Genomic DNA, 24,930 nt, shown 5'->3' with positions numbered 1-24,930 from the left:
TATTTATGTTAGTTTGAGCATGGCCCCTATCATATCTAGCCCTACAGACTGACAAACCCCATATTTATTTTTTTCAATCATAGTATCAATATCCCATTTATGAACATCATCTGCTATTCCCCATAATGCTCTAAACTGTTCAACATATACCTTATCATTTTCAAGACTTGTAAACTCAGGTTGTACTTGGTTGGTAGATTTATCTCGTGTAATCCAAATCGCATTTACCGTCTTTTCTATATTCTCAGATAAATCAACATCTAGTAAATCTCTTTCTTCTTTGCTTCCTAAATAACGCATTAAAATTCCACGACCAGATAAATAATCTCTACCATGTTCAGGTCCGAAACTTGAATAGCAAGGAGCTTCACGAATAATACCATCAATATCAGATACCATTGCATTTTTTACACCTAAAGCAATTAACTTTATTAAGTCTCGTAATCTAGATTCATAAGTTTGCACATCAAAACTTGTATCTATTCCACTAGAGATGAGATATTCAGCCAATTCAGATTTAATAGCTAACATATCGGTCAAAGCTGCTACTAACATTCCTTGATCTCCGGCCCAAACCCAACCTTCTGCCCATGGTGGATGTATTTTTTCTTGATATGTGGACCCCTCAACAAATGCCATTGGTCGTTCTTGAACCAATGCACCTGAACTAGATAATAGTTTTAAAAACTGGTATTCTTCTAACTCGAACCACTTATTAAACCAGACCCATTGTTGGTAGGCCATATCTAGATACTTCTCATTATCACCAATATTTTCGGTCAATGATAAACGGTAAATACGAGAAGAAAGTAAAAAGAGTAACACGTTTGTAACCGTATTTTTCACCCCTAAACTATCTCCATTGGCATCACCATTTCTGCAACCATGTAAAACGGGGTTGCCATTTTCTGAATGATCATAGGCCGTATTCTTTTTGTATTCCCAACAGAGATCAGTTGAAAGTTTTAAATATTTATCAGCAAGAACATTATTTCCAATTTTAAATAAATGCTTTCTCGCATTAAGCGCCATAAGTCCCCACCAGCCAAAATCATCGGCCCATAAAGTACCTGGGTCGTAACTATTAAAAAAGTCGAGATTTGCTTCTAGCATGACACCAACCTTTTCTTGAATTTCAATAACCTTTTCATCATTTGGCCAACGCTGTTGTAAAGCGTCAACAAACACTAAGCAAGCATCAAACGTATTACCTCTCTTCCAGAAATCCTGAAAATCCCATACTTCCTCAAATCTTTTAAAAGCGAGTAATGCTTGCTCCTTTAACAAAGAATCACTAAGGTTATTTTCATTACAAGCCCATGATAACAATGGTGATACTCCTGTAACTACCACTGCAGATTTACTTGTTAGAGAAATAAATTTTCTTCTTTTCATGTTATAAAATTTATTTTATTGGAATTTTATAGTCTCAATGGAAAAATGGTTAATATTTAGTTTAATATTTTGACCATCATTATTAATCTCTTTAATGGGCTCTTCAATTAAACTAGTCGAAAATGACTTTGTTATAGGCTTGAATATGGAAAATATTACAGGTACGTCATCGCCATTTGTCTCATACGCCCTTATAATTACACCTTGATCATCTTCAGCCTTCTTCACAGTAGATATGACTACGTTCTGTTTATCTACACTAAAAAAACTTAACTTTTCAGGTAATGAAGTTTTACTATAAGATTCTGGATAAACCACAACATTTGGTTTTTCATTTGCTTGTTTACCAAATCTTTGTCCATTTTTCCATCCACTAGAATGTGAGGTTATGCTAAAATTAAAATGATGATCCCCAGTTTGATGATAATCATTACCCTCCCAATGACAGCTTTTACGCGAAGCCAACAGTATGGGTTGTAAAATAGTCTGTGTACTTAAAGAATCTATAGGATTAATCCAATCAGCGGTTACAACACTAGAACTCAATGTTACCCCAAATTCTGAGTTACTTGCAGATATCCAGTTTTCAATTTCTCTTGGATGAATTTCTCTAACCGGCGTATTATAAAATTCTCCACCAGTACCTTTCAATTCATCTTTCCCGACGGTTACTGCCCCAAAGGGAACTTCATAGGTAACTTCACCATTGTTAATATTTAAAGGCATTGCCATTCTAAATTCCCTAAACATAACCCCGTCCCAGTTTAGCAGGTCAACATCAAAATCTATTTTCTTTATAGTGTTATGGAATGTAATTTTCATTTCAACTACAGCTTCCTTCATTTTCTGACGCATTTTATAGCTAGTATATAAAAGACCTTTATCCACTAACTGCCACTCTGTTTTACCTGTACCCAATCTATCAAAAAAACTATCATCAGGTTGTTGAACTTCAGCAAACTCACCAGCACCGTTACCGTCTGAGTTCATTGAGAAAATTTCACCTGCTTTAAAGCTTTTAGAATTAATCAACTCTTTTTGCAAAGCCTTATCGTAAATACTTTCCAAACCGCCGTCTCCGAACTTTACTTTGTAATACACATTTTCAAAAATGCCTGTATTATTTTCATATGTCCGTTTTTCTAATTCATTCGATGATTTCAAGTAATATGTTCTATACCCAATTGAAGGAAGATTTTCAGCAACAAAATGTACATCTACAGATTGAATGTATCCATTAGGATAATATTTAGATTCTGATAACTGAATGGGTACACTATCGCCCTTTTCCGTAATCAATTGAATATTCTTTACCTCACCTGGCTCAAAATTTATTTTAAAATTTACCGGATCAGACAGTTCCCAACTTAAGCTGTTAAAAACCACAATTGGATTACCTTTCTCTTTATCAAAAGAAATTTTTCCTGAAATTGATTTCAGGGATTCATCCAATAGTTTTTCTGCTTCAGATTTTGCAAAAAGGAATTTTTGCAAAAATAAATTATCGGTAACATCTCCGCCTTTACCACCCCAACCGTGGTCTGGGTAAATTTTGGATTCCCATGCATTGTATAATTCTTGATTTGGGTATTTCTTAAAAGAATCATCTATTAAAGCATTTGCAGTCGCAAATTTTTCTGCCTTAGTCATTAAAATATCCCCTTCACGGCTAGCTTTCAGCGCTTTTTGATGACTAGCACCATGAATATAGACCCATGTATTAGGACGCTCACCTTTAATTGTTTTTTCTACCGTGGTCTTTTTAAGAACTTCTTTGAAAAAATTCGCTGCTGTTGCGTACTCAAATTCGGGCAAGTTTACCTTTATTCGTTTTTTGCCTTCTGCAGTAATATGTGAAATTGAATTCCACATATTGGTAAAAGGGACTTGATTATAAACTGGTTTTTGATCCCAAATAAACTCATAGTTAAGCATTGCTGGCATAACACCATTCTCAGTAACCTTATCATTATATTCTGAATACCAATCTATTGCATCAGTAGCCATTCTTTTTACAGCAATTGAATCTGGCTGACCCAATAAATTATAAAATTCCATATAATGGTTTCCCGGGCTATAGCATACAACTTTTGAACCGTCTGGAGATTCCCAATTAAAAAGTCCCTTAATATGTCTGGCAAATACAAAATTATTTACACCTGCCTTACTTGCTAATTGGGGCATTTGTAATGTACGTGAAGGAACATCATTGTTAAAGTATACATTGGAGTTGTACCCATCTAGATTATCTTTCATCCACTTTTTACCAAAGTAAAATTGGCGGGCTAAGGATTCCCCAGAATACATACCTTCATATGTTTGTACAAAAGCTCCACCTATCGTAATTCTTCCAGCTTTTAAAAAAGATATAAATATTTCTTTTTCTTCTGGATGGCGATGTAGGTACTCCATAACGATAGAAGATTGCTCTATGTCCATTTTAAAATCAGGTTCTGATTTTAACCGATCCATATATGGAGTTAACCATAATTTATCCCTATCTATTTTGCATATCTCAGGTTCATTTAGCCAAGCAATATCTTCATGAGTTGTTGTAAACAATAAAACTCTTCCATCAGTTAACTTAGAGTTTGACAAACTTTTAAGTAAATCATATGTTTTGGGTGTAGTATCAAAAGTTTCTTGCCCTTTTAATTGGTTTATTAAAAGAAAACAAACTACAATTGTTAGTCTATTTATGTGTTTGTTCATTTTTAAAGTTTAATAATCAATACTTATTTTTATTTATGTTTTTATATGCTATTGAAACTGCAGCGTATAAATCCTACATTATGAAGATTTATCAAGTAAAGCCAATGCCGCTTTCATATAACCCATAGCGTAAGCCATACCTGCATACCAAGGAGCATCGCAAGTCATTTGTGGGGTATGGTCTGGTATTAAAACTCCTTCAAAACCATTTTTCTTCAAAATTTTGAGGATCTTAAACATATCTATATCTCCCTCATCTACAAAGACTTCTTTATAATTGGGTACTTTACCTACAATATTCCTAAAATGTATATAACTTATTTTTCCTTGTTTACTATAAGAATCAGTTGCTTCATAAACATCTCCTTCAGTCATTTCTGCTATAGAACCTAAACAGAATTCTAGATTATTAGATGAACTTAGTTTCAGGTCTATTAATTTTTGATACATATCAGGTTGATAAACCAATCTTGGCGTATCCCTAACGTAAGGCATTGGTGGATCATCTGGATGTGCTGCTAATTTTACACCAGCTTCTTCAGCTACTGGCAAAAGCTCATTTAGAAAGTACTGAAGACGGCTCCAAAGTTCTTCATGATTTATTTTTGGCAAACTTCCTTCAGGAGCATTTTCATCATAAATCATATTCCAAACCATACCATTAGGTATAGGTGTATCATCACCCCCATTCATACCAACAGAAATTGCTTCTCCACGCGCATACGGCGCAATCGTACGTGACGACACGCCTGCCAACGAAAAATTATAACCGAATACAGGAATACCCGCCTTACCAACATTTCTGATAAGTTCTTTTAGATTGGCGATTTGCGCTTCTTTTTTAGGACCGTCGAGCAAAATATCATGCCAATGGGCAGGGTCAAAATTTTCTATGGCCTCTAATTCTAATCCATGATCATTAATTTCTTTTTTTATGCTTACCAATTCCTCGTAAGACCACAATTTATCTGGGTCTCCTGCCTTGCCCCAACCTTGCTTGCCGCCAATGGGCTGATCGGCCTTATCTTTATTATGTCCAAAATAATCCACCAAGTGAATCACCAAATGGGTCGCGCCACATTGCTTTGCAAAGTTAAAATGTGACGTATTAAGCATGTGCCTATATAAACCAAATCCTAGTTTCATTGTTTTGTTTTTATTATATTATCTGTCAACTTTTTAAAAAAACTCCTTTAGTATTTCATCTTCATGTTCATTAAGCAATGGTGCCGGTTTATATACTTTTTGTGGTGTATCGCTAAACCATACAGGGAAACCAGTAGTTTTTATTTTACCAATGGTTGGGTGTTCAATTTCAATAATCATCTCATTATGCTGAATCTGCGGATCTTTGACCATGTCATCAAATGAATTCACCTGTGAGCACCACACATCTTGTTCTAAAAGGATTGTCAACCAGTCTTCAGTTGATTTAGTCCGAAATATGGCATCAAAATCAAACCTTATTTCATCTCTACTTTCAATAATATTATTGGAAACATATGCATCAGTTGCATATTTTTTCAAGCCAATAATTTGAGCCAATTTTTGAACTGAATTCATTCCAATAGCTATATACCCATTACTTGTATTATAGAGTCCATAAGGCGCACCTAACCAGGGATTGGGAATACCACTTTCACTACGTTCAGGGTTTTCACCTTTATGAAGAAAAGCAGTGATTTCTTGTATATGAAAACCTACTACGGAGTTCAAAAGATTTGCTTCTATTTTTTGTCCTTTACCTGATTTAGATCTTGAAAAGATAGCCGCCAATATTGACTGATTAATGAACAAACTAGTTAACAAATCTGCTTGCCCTACAGCGGTTACCACCGGCATTTCTCCTTTTTTACCATTTAAAGCAGCCCCACCTGCAATTGACTGTGCCAATAAATCTTGACCAGCCCTATGCAGATATGGCCCAGATGAACCATAACCAGAACTGGAGCAATAGATAAGTTTTGGGTTTGTTTCCTTAATTTCATCATATCCAAGACCTAATCTTTCCATTACACCTGGACGAAAATTTTCCACAAGAATATCAGACTTCGCAATAATTTTTTTAGCAACTTCTATTCCTTCAGGGTCTTTTAGATTTAAGGCTATACTACGTTTGTTTCTATTGAAACTCAAAAATGAAATGCTTTCGCCGTTTGGGTATAGGTTACCGTAAGCGTAATGCCTCATCCAATCACCTTTTAAAGGTTCTATCTTAATAATATCGGCTCCCATATCACCCAACATTTGGGTAGCCCATGGCCCCTGTGCCAACTGTGTAAAATCAGCAACTACTAAACCGGACAATGGTCCTTGTTCTAAATTTTTATCTATCATATCTTATAACTAAATCGATTTAGTTTTTATTCATTTTTTTTAATGTTATACAGGATGGAGACAGAATTTCTTTGGTTCTATTAATTTCCAATAATCTTCCATCTTTTTTTATCGCATAAATAACTGTGTCATGAGAATTTTGATGACATGCAATTAACCAATTACCTTCTGGTGTAATATTAAACTCCCTTAACTCTTCGCCTTTTGTATACTGAATGTCAACAAGTTTTAATTTTCTATCATTAATTTTGAAAACGGTGATGCTTTCCACCTTTCTATTTGCTACATATAGAAATTTACCATTTGGGTGTATTCTAATTGCAGAAGAACTAGGAGTTCCTAAATACTCTTTCGGTAAAGATGTATAGCTATGAACCTCTTTAAACCAATCTTCGTGAAATTTTAAAACCGATACTGTACCAGTTAATTCATTGATTACGTAAGCTAAATCACCTTTTACATTAAAGACTAAATGTCTTGGCCCACTTCCTTCCGGGAGTTTACAATCCTTAATTGGATTAGGAATTAATACATTTTCTTCTAACTGGTAGGCTTTAATCATATCCGTACCTAAATCGCAAACAAAAACATCTTTTCCGTTTGGATGAACTACAACTTGATGTGCGTGTGGGCCTTCTTGTCTATCGGCATTTACACTTAAACCTTGATGTTTAAATTCAGTCATATTGTAATTCAATTCTCCATTTACCGTAGTGCTATATTGAATTATATTCCCTGAAACATAACAGGCAACAATGACGTTTTTTTCATGTGATATAATATGACATGGATACCCTCCCGGAATTAGTTGTTCATTTAAAAACGAAAGAGAAGAATCAGTATTTATTGCAAAACTTTTTACCATTGGATAATTTGATTCATCCAACTCAGATACAGCATATAAAAACCGATTATCATCGCTAATTGCCAAGTAACTCGGATTACGAGTTTTTATAGTATGCCGGACGGACAACTCTCCCGTATCCGTGTTCATTTCAACCGAATAAATACCATGGCCAATACCTCCAAAATCAGGTATTGGATACTCAGTATAGCTACCGATAAAAAATGTAATGTTCTTCATTATATTTTAAGTTTTATCTATAAATTTCTGAATAGCTTCTTTGGCTTCTTCCCCATAAAATAAATTTGTTACCGCAACTCCCTCTTCTGCCAATTTTTTTTCAAATGCAACAGGCTCTAAACTTAACTGAGCCAATCTTTTTAATTCTTTTACAGCGCTTGGAGATCGTCTTGCTAGTTTTTCTGCAAACTTCATTACTTCATCATCAAATTCATTTTGAATGTAAATTTCATTGACTATTCCCCATTTATATAATTTATCTGCTTCGTATTGGTTACCAAAAAATAACATCTCTTTAGCGCGGTTTAATCCTATCTTTTGAATTAAACGTTGTGTACCCCCACCACCAGGCACTAAACTTAAAAACACTTCTGGCAGACCCATTTTTGCATTTTCACTAGCCAATATCATATCACACGAAAGTGCTATTTCAAAACCTCCTCCTAACGCAAATCCATTTACCGCTGCTATCCAAGGTTTAGTTGCTTTTTCTATGCTTTTATAGAGTTGAATGCCACAATCTTGAAATGATTTAAACTGTTCTGGAGTTTGACCGCCATACTCCTTTATATCTGCACCAGCCATAAAAGCACGACCCTCACCGCGTATGATTGCAACAAATACAGAATCATCTTCATTAATAATATTAATACCATCAATAATCTCATTCATCATGTCACGATTCATTGCATTTAATTGTTCAGGACGATTAAAGCTCAATACTGCTACATTATTATGTATAGTGACCTTAATATTTTTATAGGTGGTTTTCATTTCTTTATAGATTGATAAAGGTGATTTAGCTCCTTCATAAGTTTTAAGGATGAGATGTTTTTCATTAAACCGTTGTGCAATAGCTCTGCCCCTTGTTCTTGAAATCCATTCCATCCCATATGTTGAGGTCGTACATATGCTTGCTGCATTGTATATAAAGTATTTGTGAAAAAATTACTACACAAAACATTGTTTACTTCATTTTTCCAAGCTTTTAAATTACCAGGCTGTCCGCCATTTAAAGTATACACACCGCTTTGAGTTTCTGATTTGGCTACATAGGAAATATATTCTACAGCTAATTCTTTGTTATTACAGCGTGCTGAAATTGCAAGTCCCACTCCGCCCAAAATAGTCGAAACATTCGTCTCTGGATTTTTAGGACTATTCCCAAAATCTATACTATATTTGGTGTAGTCAGCTCTCGAATAATTAGTATATCCAAATAAGAAAGGAGAATAAATTATTTCATTATTTTCCCCCATGTAATCTAAAATTTGAATAGGATTCCAATTCAAAGATTCAGGATGTAAATTTTCTATATGTCTTTTTAATTCATCTAATACCTGAGTACCTATGACGATATCTATACTTTGGTTTTTTATGAAATTACCATTCGAATCCTGAGCGCATAAGCTTAAAAAAGTACACCAAAGATCCGTTGCACATAATGCCCATGCTACTTTGTATGCACTTGGAACTTTCTTATAAAAATTAAGCAACTCATTTCTTGAATTTGGTAAGTCTAGATTTAATGACTCTATCAAATCCTTTCTATTGGCTGATACTAGAGCTGCCGCATCTACAGGTAGTGCATATTGATGACCATTGAATTCATAAGATTCAAAACTTGGCCCAACCGACTCATTTCTTAGTGTAGCTAAAGTATCTTTTGGCATATACTCTTCTAAAGGTAACAGCAAATTATTAGAATGCGCTTGCCCCATGTAGGGATGATCAATAGTAATTAAATCATAAGATTCTATAAGATCTTCTATAGGCATATCTCCAAATTCTTTTAATGAACGAATATCCCATTCAATAAGAACATCTGGATTCATTTTATTAAATGAATCTGACGTAGCCCTTAGAGGCTCATACCCTCTGGGGTGATCCCAAGCGATACCTTTTAATGTTATAATTTTAGACATACTATAGTAACATTATTTATTTTTTCTTTCAGGTCTAGGATCATATTGTATGGTATTGTTCATGTAAGCTCCATCAATATAAATATCTGTACCATTAATATAGCTAGCTAAATCACTTGCCATAAAAACAACAGTATTTGCTACATCAGAAACTTCACCTAATCGACCTTGAGGAATCCAGTTTTCAAATTTTTCTTTACCAAACTTTTTAATTTCCGCTCTATTCATATTAGTTTCGATTGCACCTGGCGCAATCGAAACCACCCTTATGTTTTTATCTGCCAATTCAATAGATAAACATTTTGAAAACATTTTTAGACCTGCCTTAGCTGAACAATAATGTATTAATCCTTTCCTAGGTACAACATCATGTATAGATGATATATTAATGATTACGCCACCTCCATTATTTTCCATTCTTAAAGCTGCCTGTTTTGAGCATAGAAAAGGGCCTTTAAGATTAATATTCAAAACCCTATCCCATTCTGCCTCCTCTAAATCCAATACATGCGAAATACTTTCGCTTCCTGCATTATTAATTAGAATGTCTATGCCACCAAAGACTTTATCAATGCTTTTGAACATATCAGCAACTTGTTTAGAATCTGCGACATTGGCAAAAGCACAAGCTGCTTTAACACCATACTCTTGTTCTATATTTTCAACTAATTTCTCAGCAATTTCCTTATTACTGAAATAGTTTATAAAAACATCTGCTCCACAACTGGCAAGCTGTTTACAAATTTCTGCACCAATACCCACACTCCCGCCAGTTACCAGAGCTCTTTTACCTTTTAAATCTATTGTCTTCATTAAATTATCTTTCATTTACAATCGACAATTTCAATTGTGTATTAACTAGATTATGTAACTCTTCCTTCTTTGAATTGGATAATGCCAAATGTTTAAAATCTGAAATATGTGTATTCGACTTCTCTGCAATAAATATTTCGCTACCTTCTTCCATGGCTATATTATGCCATACTCCTTTTGGTATATTATAGATAATGTTCAACATTAATTTTTCTACTTCAAAATGTGGTTCGTTATCAATAATCGTAGCCGCAATCAAAACTGCTTTTCCAGCAATGAGTATAAAAAGTTCATCAGTTTCTAGATGAACATCCAATTGCGTTATATTATCAATATGTTGTTCTTTCGTATAATTAAGTTTTGCTAATTGCCATCCTTCTTTAATAACAAAAGGGTGATATCCTTTTTCCTTAATATTATAATTTTCAACCATAAGCTGTGTAACCTAAATCCGTATTTAATTTTAAAATCTATCGGATTTCAATTCGTATTTCTAATTTTAGCCTTTAATTTTTCGCCAGTACATTTCTATTTCTTCCAAGGTCTTACCTTTAGTTTCAGGTACAACTTTCCAGATGAACCAAATTGCAGGTAATGTCAGTGAAGCATAAAGAAAAAATGTTCCTGAAACGTTAATCGTTTCTATTAAAATAGGATTAGTAAGTGTAATTATGAACCCTGTAACCATTAAGGAGAAACTACCTAAAGAAACTGCTAGACCTCGTATCCGAGTTGGAAAAATTTCACTGATAATTACCCAAACGATAGGTCCGAAAGAGAATGCGAAACTTGCTACATACATTAATAATGGTATTAGTACATATTGTGACCCCATAGCAAATAAAATACCTACACCCATTAAAGATAAAAAAGCTCCTATTACACCTATTAACAATAGTTTACGTCTTCCAAATTTTTCAATGTTTAGAATTGCCACAAAAGTAAAAGCACTATTCACCACACCAACTAAAACTGCACCTAGAAAAGAGCTTTCTACACTTTCAACAGATTCATTAATAATATTTGGGGCGAAATACATGATTGCTGCTATGCCGCTCAAATGAGAGAACATTGGAAGTAAAACGCCAATTATAAGAGGTACTCTTAAAAATGGTTTTAATAACTCTTTAAAACCTTTGCTTTCATCTGCTACTATTTTTTGTATTTCTAACATTTGAGCTTGTGCATATTCCTCACCATTGATTTTAATCATTATGGCCTCTGCCTCATCAAATCGTTCTTTAGTTATTAACCATCTTGGAGTTTCTGGTACTATAAAAAGTAATATTAAGAATAGTAATGCAATTGGAATTTCAGTACCAAACATACCTCGCCATAGCTCATCTACAAACAACCAATTCCAAAATCCATAAGATTCATTTGAAATGACACCGGCACTTTTTCCTGCATTAGTTAAAACAACCCAATCTATCAAAAAAGCTAAAAGAATTCCTAGCGTTATGGAAAGTTGGTACATTGAAACCATTCTTCCTCGATTTTTAGGCAAAGAAAGCTCTGAAATATATATGGGTGCAACTACTGAAGTAACACCTACTCCTATACCTCCTATTATACGGACAACTATTAAAAAGTTAAATGATGAATCAGCATCTGCTGTTATCCAAAATGCATCATCTAAATTCCCTAAAAATTGCGGTGGCAACATCGAGCCAAATGCAGATATTGTTAAACAAATAGCAGCTAATATCAATGTTTTTTTTCTACCTAATCTATCTGTGATTGATCCTGCAACAATGCACCCTAAAATAGTACCTAACAACGCCGATGATACTAGCCACCCAAGCTCTGCCGCAGATAGGTTAAAGTGTTGCTCTAAAAAAGTGTTACACCCAGATATTACAGCTGTATCATAACCAAAAAGGAAGCCCCCAATGGTAGAAACAAAGCTTATTCCCAACAAATAGTTAGATTTTTTAGTTTTCATATAACAATTTTGAGTTAGTTATTATGGTTACAAAAGATTACATTATTCCAAACTTTTTGAAAGCGTCTACCGTGCTCATACCTTCTTCTAAAGCTTTCTTTACTAATTGTTCACCTCTAGCTTTTTCTATCGCACCTATAAAAGCTTCAACTTCTACTTCCTTTGGAACTATTAAAACACCGTCTCTATCACCATAGATAATATCTCCTGGATTTATTCTTGTTCCGTTTATTTCTATAGGGACTCTATAGTCAATAACTTTACCTCTAGGTCCTTGGTCTTGGGCATAACCTCCGAAAGAAAATGTAGGAAAATTCAAATTTAAAACCTCATTTGTATCTCTTGAATAACCATTCATTATAGCCCCCGCAGCTTTTAATTTCATTGCCCTTGTGCTCATTAAACCTCCCCATAAAGCATATCGTGGTGAAGAACCTGTGCAGATATACACTTCATCTTTTTTTAGGCTATCCAATGCTTCGAACATAATGCCAAATGGTTTACTCATTAAAGGATTATTAGTATTCTTAACAGACTCTTCAAAAACGTCTGCTTCTAATACTGGCATAGCTCTACCAATAACAACAAAATCTGAATTTAACGGTTTAATGTTTGGTGGTAAAAATTGATGTTGAAAACCCAGTGTATCTAAAATATCACCCACCAATGCTACAAATAGCTCTGTTTTAGCTATTTTAAAAAGTTCGTCGTCGTTTTTCCAAATAGGCGTAATTGCTTCCATATTTATTTATTAAATTCCTTGTTAACTGCTTTATTTAAAAAATCTATTTCAATTTTCGTAAACATTCTTTTTTCTACTTTTAAAGGCTGTTCTTCGGGACTTTCAACACTAAAAAGTTCACAGCCATAATTCATAATAATTGTGTAGCCCAAATTTTCGTTGATGTAATATGACGACCCCGTTGCCATCGTTACTGTACTTATAGAACAAGATGCGCTATCTAGATTTTCCGTCACCAATATTGCCCGACCTTTTAATAATGTGATAGCCAGACCGCAATTTTGATTTACATACAAATGTTTGCTATTGTAAAGGTTATAATCTTCAGAATAATTGATTTTCACAACTCCCCATTCATCCTTATGCAATATGCTACTACAACCTAAGCTATTACTTGAAATTTTCTCAATGAGTCCCATAAATCAAATTAATTAGAAAAAAATAGTTTGTAGGTGTCTATGGCGTTATGACCTATATTCAATTTAAAATCAGTTCCAGATGCCGGCACCTTACCCTCTTCCTCTTCAATAAGGTTTGTTTTTACTAATTGTTTAATTGGCAACGCAAGTTCAACTTTAGGTTGCTTATCCTTACCTTCCATTTCAACCAATCTTAAAATAACATCATTACCCTTTTCGCTTTTTTTAATAGTACTTATACGCACCATCGGGTCGGAGACATTAAAGAAGCTCATTTCACTTGACAATTGCCCATTTGCATTTGCATTTCTTTTATAAATTGTTCTTAATGGATGATTAGACCCTGTGCCAAATTGAAAAGAAGAGCTATTATCTATTTCATGGGAAGACATAGAAAACTTAAAATGATGATTACCGGTTTGGTGATACCAGTTGCCTTCACCGTGACAGCTTTTATGAGAAGCCATTAAAATACCTTGTAATACGGTATAATCCACAGCTTCCCTCGTAGGGTCTATCCAATCTGCCAAAGCTACATCTGTTGCCATGGTCACTGTAAACTCATCATTTTCAGCAGCAATGAAGTTCATGACTTCACGAGGATGTATTGTTACAGGTTTTTGATCATATGTACCGCCCCATGCCCATCCACCTGGCGCATTTTTCATTTCAGTTTCTCCGACCTCGGCAATAGCCAACGGCACTTCATATTTAATTTTTGAATCTTCCATATTCAAAGGAAGTGCAAATCTAAACTCTCTATTATGCGTACCATCCCAGTCTAGTAAATCCACAAAAAAGTCAATTTTTTTTTCTTGATGAAATACTCTAATTCGCTGTTCTACCTTAGTATGCTTAAATTTTGCAGTATTCTTAAAATCGGTATAAATGGTACCATCGGCTACTATTTCCCAATTTGAATCGTGGTTGCTCATTTTATCATAATCTTCCATGTTTGGCTCGGTCATTTGAGTAAATTCTCCTGCACCGTTTCCATTATATCCCATAGACAATACATCTCCCCCAGAAAAACGTGTAGTGTTCATAATTTCTTTCCCCAAGGTTTCATCAAATAAATAACTGATACCACCTTTATTAAGATATAAAGTGTAAAAATCATTGGATAAAGAATTTGGGGTCACATTCTTATCTACCTTGGTATTCTTCTTTCCTTTTCTTAAATAATAAGTTTTATACCCAAGTGATGGGATATTAGATGCATAGAACTCAAGCTCATTTTTGTTTTGCTTGCTTTTTTGAGAAGGCACAACATTACCGTCTTCATCAATAACATAATAAGTATCTGCATTTTCGATACTAACAGTAGCAAGACCATTTCTTACCCACGATAAATCATTATAAACAACAACTCCGTTAGATTTACTAGTATTAATTTTATCAGATATTGAGTTTAGCGAAATTTGCAACATTTCGTCAGCTTCGTTTGCTGCAAATTCTAATTTATCTCTAAAAATACTATCGGTAATATGTCCGTTTTTACCTCCCCATCCATGATCAGGGTAAATAGATTCTTCAAAAGCTTTAGATAAACGACTAGCAGGGTAATCATCAAAATTTTTATTTAATAATGCATCTACAGTTCCAAAAATTTCAGCTGAAGGTAAAATTCTGCCTGCCTTTCTTGATGCCGTAATAGCCTTTTCATGACCTGGTCCATGTATATATGCCCAAATATTTGGACGATCACCCTCTAGTTTTTCAAATGAAGCTCCAGGTTTTTTAATTTCGGAAAGAAAACTAGTAACTGTTGAATGTCTTAGAGATGGTATTTTAAGACCTGTTTCTTCAACTATTTTATTCCATTCTTTAACAACATTACCATAATCTACTGGACCAGCAGCATCGTTACTAAGTACTATTGCAAAATGAGGTGGTAAATTATGTTTTCTATAATACTCGCCCCACATTTTAACCCTATTCTGAATTTTTTGTAAAGCAGTAATAGCATCATCATCAAATAATTTATAAAACATAGCTGCCCAGCCATAATTACCAGGAGTATAAGTTAATACAGAGGAACCATCTGGTGAATGCCAGTCGTAAAATCCTTCTCTCATTCTAGAAACAAAAAGATTTTCTACTCCTGATTTTGCTAAAATTTGAGGAAATTGTAAAGTTCTGCCAGGAACATCAGTATTAAAAGCGGTTTCTTCAATTACTCCATCAAAATTATCTTTTATCCAAAGTTTCCCAAAATACATTTCTCTTATAAGTTGCTCCCCCATCTGCATTCCCTCATACGGTTGATTATATGTTGCCCCCCAAGTAAAACGACCTTCTTTATATCGCTCTAAGACTTCACTCTTTCTTTCTGGATGTGCTTCTATAAATTCTTTTAGATTTAGGGACTGTTCCATTCCGAAATAATAATCCTTGTCTGACTTCATAATATCCAATGCTGGAGCAATTATATCGTTAACACGTTCGTGCATGCAATATTCTGGGGTATCCATCCATGCTATATCTTGATGTGACGAAGAAATGATATGAAATGTACCCTCATTGAAATATCCCCAATCAGAGGTAACCAATGGCGTAAATAATTGTTTTGCATCTAATTTTCTGTTAGTGCCTTTAATTTCTATTATTTCCGGTTCACCAATCACCGGAAGCCAAACCCAAGACTTTCCATTGCTATGCTCAACATCAATTCTCTTTCCATCTTTGAACTCGATTTTTTTAAACAACCTAGTATTCTCTCCAGATAAAGAAGCCTTAGCCAAAAGATTATTCCCTGCTCTTACATATTCATAAGGTTTGATATAGTCAAAAATAACAGTGCTTTGTTCCTGGGCAAATAGCGATCCATAAACGCATAACATGCTCAGCAATAATAATTTTATGTTCTTTTTCATTTTGTTTGAAATTTTTAAATAATATGTAGAATTCAATATTTTGATTTAGAAAAACAAGGGTGATTGAATCAAAAAAATCACCCCTGCTAACAAAAACTAAACTAACTCAACATTTTTAATTCATTATTCAACTTTATTAATCACCAAGATTTGGGTTAAGTATAACTTCATTCTGAGGTATTGGGAAATAGACATTATCACTTGTTATAATTTTTCCATTAGTCAAAGCAGTACCAACCAAATCACTAAAATTATTACCATTAAATATTTTATTGGTTCTTCTTTGATCAAACCAAAGTATACCAGCTTCTGCAGGAAATTCCCAATAACGTTGTCTCCATACTTCTTCTCTAAAATCCTCTTTACTCAAACCAGAAACATTTGGCAGCCCTGCCCTTGAACGAATTGCATTTAAAGAACTATATGCCAATGCATTTGCAGAAGCAGATTCATTTTGAGCTTCAGCATAAGTTAAGAGTACATCTGCATAACGTAATAAAGGAACATTTTTGCCGGACAATCCATTACCGTTTCTATATTCCTCGTAAAAATATTTAAATACAGAATTATTAAATGTTATGCCATCTACTTCATTGAAAAAGAAGCCTTGGTTCTGGGCTCTTAAATCATTGCTTTCGTAGGAATTAATAAAATCCATTTCTGGCTCCATACCACCAAAATGTAATGAAAGAGGGCTAATTGCCTCACCTCCTATTGGAGTAAAATAACTAGTGATTGACGATCCAATAGCTTCGTTATTATATTGAACCATAAAAATATTCTCCTCAATATTATCATATGCAGGGTTGTTCAATTTATTGAACCATGTTGTAGAACCATCGGATTGAAACAAATTATACCATTCCGCACTTATTACCTCATTTGCCTTATCCCTTGCAGCAATAAATTTATCAGTTTGATTTAAAGGACTACCTGCCATACTTAGGTATACTTTAGCCAATAAAGACTTAACTGCCCCCATTGTAATACGACCGCTTGATGATGTGTTTGGAAGACCAGAACCTTCAGCCGTCATCAAATCGGGAACTATAACAGTTTCATAAACCTCCTGTACAGTCGATTTTGGTAGTTGACCATCTTCAAAAGATGAAGATGGTGATATGTTCAATGGTATATCCCCAAAAATTTGAACCAATTGATAATAGTAATAAGCTCTTAAAAAATAAGCTTCACCTAATAAAGCCCTTCTATTATCTTCAGTTAACTCTGTATCAGTAATCGTCGGTATAGATGCTATGGCAACATTAGCAGCTTCTATTCCTCCATAATAAGTACTCCAAAAACTTGAAGCACTACCATTACTCGAACTATATATTAAATTATAAGCATCTTCCATATCGGTATCTTGAGTTCCAATCGCTGGTTTTAATGCCCCTGTACTTGCCTCAAGTATAGAATACACCATTTTGGCATAACCAGTTCTATTATATGGTGCTCTTAGGTAAGCATATATTCCATTTACTGACTCTTGAGCATCTAATAATGATGTACCTATAATGGTTTTCTCTGATTTTGGAACTTCATCCAAAAAATCTTCACATGAGAAAAACAGGCAACAAACAATTAATAATAAATTATATTTTTTCATGACTTTATATTTTGCGTTATAATGTTAATTTGAATCCTAGATTCATATTCATGGGTCTTGGATATCCATTAAGTTCAATACCCTCGGTAAATTGTCCACCAAAAGAACTTACTTCAGGATCGTAACCATGGTAATCAGTGCTTAAGAAAAAGTTTTGAAGATTCATGTAAACCTTTGCTGATTGTAGTCCGAGTTTGTCTAGTAAAGAATTATCAAAATTATACGTTAAACTTAGGTTCTGCCCTCTAATAAAACTGCCATCAAATACTTGACCAGAATCTACCCCATCGAATTTGTTAATATTCTTACGAACTCTAGGATACATTGTATTTTGGTTCTCAGGAGTCCACATTTGGTTAAAGAATTTTGTGTAAGTATTACCATACCCAACCCTGTCAACGTTTAAAATTATAGAATGGTCAAGAATATCATTCCCCTGATTAATTAATATATCCACACTCAAATCCCAATTTTTATATGAGAATGTATTTCCAATATTCATAGTGTAATCTGGTAAACCACTACCGATGATTTGTTGATCTTCAAAATTCAATATACCATCGTCATTTTTATCTTCTAATTTAATATCGCCTGGTATTCTATTATAACGAGCTGCCTCTGAAACTTCATTAGTTCCCCACGTTCCTAAACGGTTATAACCCCAAAATGAACCTGCAGCCTCACCAACTCTAAACACTTGTTGATTAAACCAAATTGGAGCTGTAAAAATATCAGCGTCCTCATTACCTAGAGAAAGTATTTCATTATTGTTTTTGGTGAAATTTACTGATGAACTCCAAGAAAAATTAGATGTTTCAATGTTTAAACTATTTACCAATAATTCGATACCAGTGTTTCGAATAGATCCTGCATTTGAAAGAATAGATGAATAGCCTGTGAACGATGCTAATGGTACATTGAATAATAAATCATTAGTTGTTCTTTCGTAATAATCTGCAGTTACATTCACTCTATTCGCAATTCCTAAATCTAAACCAATATTAAACTCTTCAGTAGTTTCCCATTTAAGATTGTCATTACCAATAGAACCTTGAGAAGAACCTATAGCTCTTTCATTATTAAAAATAACAGTTTGCACACCAGGACTAGCAATTCTTGCATAATTACCAATAGCATCATTACCAGTTTCACCATAACTGGCTCTTAATTTCAAATTAGAAACAATTTTAGAATTTTCCAGAAAGGACTCATTTGACATATTCCACCCTAAGGCTGCCGAAGGAAAGAATGAGTATTTATTATTGTCCCCAAATCGTGATGAACCGTCGTAACGACCAGTTACAGTTAACAAATATTTACTCTTATAATTATAATCAAAACGACCGAAGTAAGAATCAATAGAATACTTACCATAGTTACTGTTTACTTGTGGATCGGCAATACCCTGACCTACATTATAAAAACTATAAAAATCATCGAAGTCCTGCGCATTTAAATCAAAAGAAAAAGCTTCATTCTCTTGCCTTGTTGCTCCTATAATTACACCAAGATTATGATTATCATCTAAATATGGATTATAATTTAATGTATTTTCAAGAATAGTTTGTTGTCCATTTGAAGTACTTAAAGACGCAGAGTTTCTATTTACAAAAGTATCTAGCCTTCGGGCCGCAAAAATATTACCCTCTTGATTATTATCTTGTATAGAGTACGAGGTTCTTAATTTTAATTCATTCGTAAAATTAATTTCTGTATAAATATTACGAACAAACTGTCTATTCTTAACTACCCTGTCCAATAAATCTAATCTATCCTTTGGAGTTGCCCCATACCATACGTCCCAACCTCCACTAGAATTTTTTAAATCATCAGCATTTACTGCTGAACCATCTGGATATGCAGTAGGATAAATTGGTAGGTAAAATAACATTGCATAGGTAAGAGCATCAGCTCCAATTCTATAATCATCTACAATATTAGTTTCCGTGTCACTGTAAGCTAGGCTTCCTCCGATTTTCAACCAATCATTAATTTTAAAATCGCCATTAAATCGCATCGTGTTCTTCATAAAAAAAGTATTGTTCAATATTCCATCATCATCTTGAGTACCTGCTGAAAATGAAACATTAAAGTTTTCGCCCCCACCTCTTACATTTGCAAAATATTGCTGTGAATAGGTAGTTCTTGTAGATTCTTCGAACCAATCTGTATCATAAATTGGCTGCCCTGATTGAGTGCCATTATCTGTAAAAAATTCTGGATAATCTGCTGCATAGTTATTAACAAAAGCACCATCACCTGCTCCTAATGCCCTTTGATCAGCATCCAATCTGACTTTTAGGTCATTCCAGTATTGATCACTATTTAATACATCCGGTTTATTTGCAGCCCTACCTATTTGAAGGTTGGAGACAATATCAACCGTAAACTTGCCAGATTTCCCTTTTTTAGTAGATACTAAAATTACACCGTTTGCACCTCTTGCTCCATAAATTGCCGTAGCCGATGCATCTTTAAGTACAGATATGGATGCGATATCATTTGTATTTATTAAATCAATATCGACGCCAATAATACCATCAACAACATATAGAGGTTCATTATTTGCATTTAAAGAACCTTTACCACGAATTGTTACTCTAAACCCACCGCCAGGTCGACCAGAACTATTAAAAACGTTTAGACCGGCCACCTTACCTTGGAGGTTATCTAAGGGGTTAAGAGACACCCTGTCTTCAATTTTATCAGCACTTACAGTTGCTACAGAACCTGTTAAATCTGCTTTTTTCTGTGAGCCGTAACCAACGACTACAACTTCATCTAACTCTGAAGTATTTTGTATTAAATTAATATCAATATTTGTTTTTTGACCAACATTAATTTCCTGAGAATCATACCCTATATAAGAAACCAATAATATTGCATTAGCCTCTTCCAACTGTATAGAAAAATTACCATCAAAATCTGCCTGTACACCATTTGCAGTTCCCTTTTCAATAATATTTGCTCCTGGAAGTGGGGTACCATTTTCGTCCCTTACGGTTCCCTGTACCATTTGTTGTACTGAAAAATCATTTACAAGAAGTTCTTCTCTTGTATTTGAGATGTCAAGTTCCTTTGTTGTTTTCCTTGCATTCACCTGATTGATTGAGCAGATCAATGCTAATGAAAAGAAGATAGAAAACTCTCTTCTCAAGATTTGTTTCTTTTTTCTCATAATTCACATGTTTTTAAGTTGATTTTGATTAAACTAAATTGATTGTTTGGTCAGTATTTATTAAGTTAATACCCGAGTGCGACCTTTAAAACTAAAATATTCATATTACAACTAAACCGTTTTAGCTAAAATTTAAATTTTTGAACTTTATTTTTCATTTATTTCCAAGCTAAAAGTTTCTATAGCATACTCTCCAACATTTAATTCTGGTAGTATCTCTATAGGATTCTCTTCTATTATATTAGTTTTATTATACTTTAGGATTTTAAAATAAGACGATAAATTAATCGTTTCCTGAGTATCTTTAACATTATACATGCGTGCAATTATGTTATCACCATCTTCAGCTTTTTTAATTGTTGTAATAATTACATTGTCTGAATCAATTTCATAAAAACTGGTGGTTTCGGGTAAAGATGCATCTTCAACTGTATCAGGATTCAACACAACGAACAATGGTTCATTTTTCTGTTTTGCAATTCTTTGCCCTTCTACACTACCCGCTATATTAGATGTAAGAACATTGGTAAAATCATGATTACCTGCTTGTGAATACTCATTGCCCTCCCAATGACAAGAAGTTCTACTTGCCAATAATAAATGTTGTAGTACCGCTTGGTGAGATTCGTGGTCGGTTGGATCTACCCAATCTGCCGCGGCTACCGAAGAACTTATTGTAATAGAAAGTTCATCATCTGAAGCCGATATCCAATCTATTATTGCTCTTGGGTGTACATCTTTACACAATGGCGTATAACGTTCACCTGCTGTTTTAATTTCATCTTTCCCGACTCGTACACTACCAAACGGCACTTCGTGGGCAATTTCCGGGTTATTCATATTTATAGGAAAGGCAGTTCTAAATTCTCTATATAATTCACCTGACCAGTTGCGTAAACTTGTATCAAAATAGATTCGTTTTAGGTTGTGATATAACGTTACATCTTGCCGAACAATAGAATGTAATATTTGCTGTTCCAGTCTATATTTTATGTAAACCGGTCCAGACTCGATTACTTGCCATTTGGTATTATGTAAGCTAACCTTATCAAAATCCATCATGCTAGGTTGTTGTACATCACCAAATTCACCGGCACCATTACCTATAGACTCCATAGTAAAGACATCACCTACTTTAAAATTATCATTTAAAAATAGTTCTCTTTTAAATTCCTTATCATATACTTGAGACAGTCCCCCATCCTCAAAATTGATTTTATAATATGAATTTTCATATTGTAAATTCTTCTCTATTTCAACACTTGTGTCATTTTTGTTCTCCTTAACATCTTGAACATAATAAGTCGCGTAGCCTATAGATGGTATATCTTCAGCTATGAAAGTGACATCAGTACTTTGTATACTACCATCATCGAAATAAGTTGTGTTACTTGTTTGTACTTGAATATTATCTTTATTGGAGCTCTTAATACCTAAATTTTTGATAGCTCCCTGAACAAATTTCATTGTTGTAGTTACAGGGTCTGAACGTTTCCATGAAAGGCTATTGAATAGAACTATTGGAATACCTTGTTTCTCTTGCTTTTTTATTCTCCGTGAAATAAAGCTAGTACCAACATTTAAGAGGCTCTGCCCTATTGTACGTGACTTAACTAAATTTTCTCTGAACAAATCATCGGTTATATCTCCGTCATGACCACCCCAACCATGGTCTGGATAAATTTTAGCTTGCCATGCTTCATCAAATTTTTCAAACGGATATTGAATTTTATGTGGCTCTAAAATATTTGCGACCGAAAGAAATTTTTCTGCAGCTGGCAATAATTTTGAAGCTTCTCTACTTGCTGTAAGAGCATCATGATGCCCTGGTCCATGAATGTAAACCCAAACATTTGGACGTTCACCCATAATTGTATCAACATTTACAGCGTTTTTTTCCGCTAAAGGCATAAACTCATCAACCGTTTTAAGCTCCATTTTAGGGAGAAATAATTTTTTGTTTTGTCCGTCCGTATCCACGATTGAATCGAAATTATTCCAATTTTCTATATAATCGGAGTAATCAATTGCGGGTAACATATCTTGACTTGATAATAAAGGCGTCTGTATTTCTCCTCCTGAAAAAGTATCTTTCCAATACAAGGTTTGATCTGCAGCATATTTCTTCTTATTGGTCATATCTCTAGATAGGTATAGCAGATCATTTCCATAATGTCCTGGTGAATATGTGAATACAGAACTACCATCTGGGCTCGCCCAATGAAACATGCCTTTTGCATGTCTACTTATTATCATATAATCAACACCAGCTTTTTTCAATATTTGCGGGGTTTGCAACGATCTACCAGGTACATCAACGTTCCAATACACTTTGGAATCGTACCCTCCAAAATTTTTCTTCACCCATTTTTTACCTAAATACAATTGTCTTACCTGATCTTCTGCATCATACATATCTTCATATGGGCAATTATATGTAGCTCCTACCGAAATCAACTTTTTATCCAACAAGGTAGTTATCTGTTCTTTAGATTCCGGATGACGATTTAAATACTCGCGTAGCATTAGACCATCTTCAATATCAAACCCATAATCATCTCTTATAAATGCATCTTTTAGAACAGGAGCTAGTAATAGTGTATCTCTTAATATAATACAAACCTCTGGTCTGTCTACCCAAGCAATATCTTGATGACTAGAGTTCATAACAGAAATCAATCCATTTTCATATCTCTTTTCAAAGAAATCATCGTAAGTCTCATTAAATTCGGGTTTGTATAATTTTGTCAACGAAGCATACCAATTACCCCCTTTATTCTTTGCTTGATGATGTAGTAAATAATTACCTATAATTTCAGTTTTTGAAATAGTTCCATCATCATTTTTGAATACGATATTTAGTTCTACTCCATCATAAACTAGAGTAAAATCTTTTTTAGGAGATTGTATATTGAAAGACACTTTAGAAAGTTCTCCCTGTGTCTTAAAAGATTTTATCTTGCTTTTTTTACCGTCGCTAATAGCGTATACTTTTTTTCCATTAAAAAAAGCAGGCGCATCCACATACAAAACACCACTTTGTTCTTTTATTACGAAAGCTGCTTCGCTTTTAATAGACTCTTTAATTCTAGAAACCGCATCATCTGCTTTAAAAATCATGACCCAACAGTTGGAGTTCTTTTTATGCCCATTAAATTTAATTTTCGCACTTTCTCCTTTTTTAACCCAATTGGTCGGTACAGTTAATCGGAACCCTCCTATTCCATCACCATTTGCATCCCTACTTACTAAAATATATTCTGCATTGCCTTTAGCAGGATTTTCAGTTATGGACAATGAACCATCATCATTGGTATTGAATGTTAATACATGCTTATTATTTACATGAATATCAAATGACTGATGTAAATTCAAATCTATATCACTTAACATAAAAAAAGTAACCGTGTCTTCATTATAATCAGAAGGAACCATACCGGTAAGAAACTCAAATCCCATTTTACCTGTAGTGGCTCGTGCAATCATGGAAACGTTAATATCTTCGCGTATAGATGGATACAAAAAGAATTCTGAACCTGAAATCATTTCTTTATAGCCTTCAATATCATTTTTTATATAACTCCATAGCTTATGATTTGTATTCAGTTCTTGAATATGACCATTACCATTCCCTTCATGAAAAAAGACATTAGTAGAATTATCTACTAAAACATTTCTCTCATTATCCCAGTTTGCATTAATATTATTTAACGCCACAGTTAAGTTTAAAAAACAAAGTATTCTTAATATAGGTTTAATTCGATGTTTCATTATTTTCCTTTTTATAGACTCTATGTTTTTTATTAATATTTGGTGAAACACAGCTATTTTCTTATTTAAAATTTTATTTTATTTAATTAACTAAACCGGTTTAGTTATGGCTTATTAAAAAATA

16 protein-coding genes are annotated in these 24,930 nt (G+C 33.9%); all 16 read right to left on the bottom strand.

Annotated features, from left to right (window positions below):
- Window positions 1-3: 3 nt before the first annotated feature.
- The 16 genes from P178_RS0114030 to P178_RS22100 all read right to left on the bottom strand — a co-directional run bounded on the left by P178_RS0114030 (window position 4) and on the right by P178_RS22100 (window position 24,806).
- Window positions 4-1,395: a glycoside hydrolase family 76 protein gene (locus P178_RS0114030; protein WP_027066800.1), complete on the bottom strand. Its 1,392-nt coding sequence runs from the start codon at window positions 1,393-1,395 to the stop codon at window positions 4-6.
- 15 nt (window positions 1,396-1,410) lie between these two features.
- Entirely contained in the window at window positions 1,411-4,107 is a 2,697-nt protein-coding gene (locus P178_RS0114025; RefSeq protein WP_027066799.1) for a glycosyl hydrolase-related protein, read from the bottom strand.
- A gap of 78 nt (window positions 4,108-4,185) precedes the next feature.
- Window positions 4,186-5,253, bottom strand: a complete 1,068-nt coding sequence (locus P178_RS0114020; RefSeq protein WP_027066798.1) for a mannonate dehydratase — start codon at window positions 5,251-5,253, stop codon at window positions 4,186-4,188.
- A gap of 33 nt (window positions 5,254-5,286) precedes the next feature.
- Entirely contained in the window at window positions 5,287-6,444 is a 1,158-nt protein-coding gene (locus P178_RS22120; RefSeq protein WP_051638316.1) for a CaiB/BaiF CoA transferase family protein, read from the bottom strand.
- Between the two features lie 19 nt (window positions 6,445-6,463).
- Window positions 6,464-7,528 carry a lactonase family protein gene (locus tag P178_RS0114010; RefSeq protein ID WP_027066797.1) on the bottom strand — a complete coding sequence of 355 codons (1,065 nt, stop codon included), beginning with the start codon at window positions 7,526-7,528 and terminating at the stop codon, window positions 6,464-6,466.
- A gap of 6 nt (window positions 7,529-7,534) precedes the next feature.
- Complete coding sequence (locus tag P178_RS0114005) at window positions 7,535-8,302, bottom strand: enoyl-CoA hydratase/isomerase family protein (RefSeq protein WP_036146889.1); 768 nt, start codon at window positions 8,300-8,302, stop codon at window positions 7,535-7,537.
- Window positions 8,299-9,453 carry an extracellular solute-binding protein gene (locus P178_RS0114000; protein WP_027066795.1) on the bottom strand — a complete coding sequence of 385 codons (1,155 nt, stop codon included), beginning with the start codon at window positions 9,451-9,453 and terminating at the stop codon, window positions 8,299-8,301. The genes P178_RS0114005 and P178_RS0114000 overlap by 4 nt, the downstream gene beginning before the upstream one ends.
- A 12-nt stretch (window positions 9,454-9,465) precedes the next feature.
- Window positions 9,466-10,266: an SDR family NAD(P)-dependent oxidoreductase gene (locus P178_RS22115; RefSeq protein ID WP_231500552.1), complete on the bottom strand. Its 801-nt coding sequence runs from the start codon at window positions 10,264-10,266 to the stop codon at window positions 9,466-9,468.
- A gap of 4 nt (window positions 10,267-10,270) precedes the next feature.
- Complete coding sequence (locus P178_RS22110) at window positions 10,271-10,699, bottom strand: hypothetical protein (protein WP_051638314.1); 429 nt, start codon at window positions 10,697-10,699, stop codon at window positions 10,271-10,273.
- A 66-nt stretch (window positions 10,700-10,765) separates the two neighbouring features.
- Window positions 10,766-12,211, bottom strand: a complete 1,446-nt coding sequence (locus P178_RS0113985) for a sugar porter family MFS transporter (protein WP_027066794.1) — start codon at window positions 12,209-12,211, stop codon at window positions 10,766-10,768.
- Between the two features lie 37 nt (window positions 12,212-12,248).
- Window positions 12,249-12,953 carry an RraA family protein gene (locus tag P178_RS0113980; protein WP_036146885.1) on the bottom strand — a complete coding sequence of 235 codons (705 nt, stop codon included), beginning with the start codon at window positions 12,951-12,953 and terminating at the stop codon, window positions 12,249-12,251.
- Between the two features lie 2 nt (window positions 12,954-12,955).
- The gene (locus P178_RS0113975) at window positions 12,956-13,372 is read right to left on the bottom strand and encodes a hypothetical protein (protein ID WP_027066792.1); all 417 of its coding nucleotides are present in this window, start codon (window positions 13,370-13,372) and stop codon (window positions 12,956-12,958) included.
- Between the two features lie 8 nt (window positions 13,373-13,380).
- Window positions 13,381-16,248: a glycosyl hydrolase-related protein gene (locus tag P178_RS0113970; RefSeq protein WP_027066791.1), complete on the bottom strand. Its 2,868-nt coding sequence runs from the start codon at window positions 16,246-16,248 to the stop codon at window positions 13,381-13,383.
- Window positions 16,249-16,384: 136 nt separating this feature from the next.
- Window positions 16,385-17,857, bottom strand: coding sequence for a RagB/SusD family nutrient uptake outer membrane protein (locus tag P178_RS0113965; protein ID WP_027066790.1), 1,473 nt, complete (start codon window positions 17,855-17,857; stop codon window positions 16,385-16,387).
- 16 nt (window positions 17,858-17,873) lie between these two features.
- Entirely contained in the window at window positions 17,874-21,035 is a 3,162-nt protein-coding gene (locus P178_RS22105; RefSeq protein ID WP_051638312.1) for a SusC/RagA family TonB-linked outer membrane protein, read from the bottom strand.
- A 147-nt stretch (window positions 21,036-21,182) separates the two neighbouring features.
- Window positions 21,183-24,806, bottom strand: a complete 3,624-nt coding sequence (locus P178_RS22100; RefSeq protein ID WP_081819451.1) for a glycosyl hydrolase-related protein — start codon at window positions 24,804-24,806, stop codon at window positions 21,183-21,185.
- Window positions 24,807-24,930 lie beyond the last annotated feature (124 nt).

Origin of the sequence: Maribacter sp. Hel_I_7 (assembly GCF_000688315.1) — a bacterium.
GTDB classification, from domain to species: domain Bacteria; phylum Bacteroidota; class Bacteroidia; order Flavobacteriales; family Flavobacteriaceae; genus Maribacter; species Maribacter stanieri.
The sequence above is the reverse complement of the archived record's forward strand: the minus strand, read 5'-3'. Positions and strand labels throughout refer to the sequence as shown.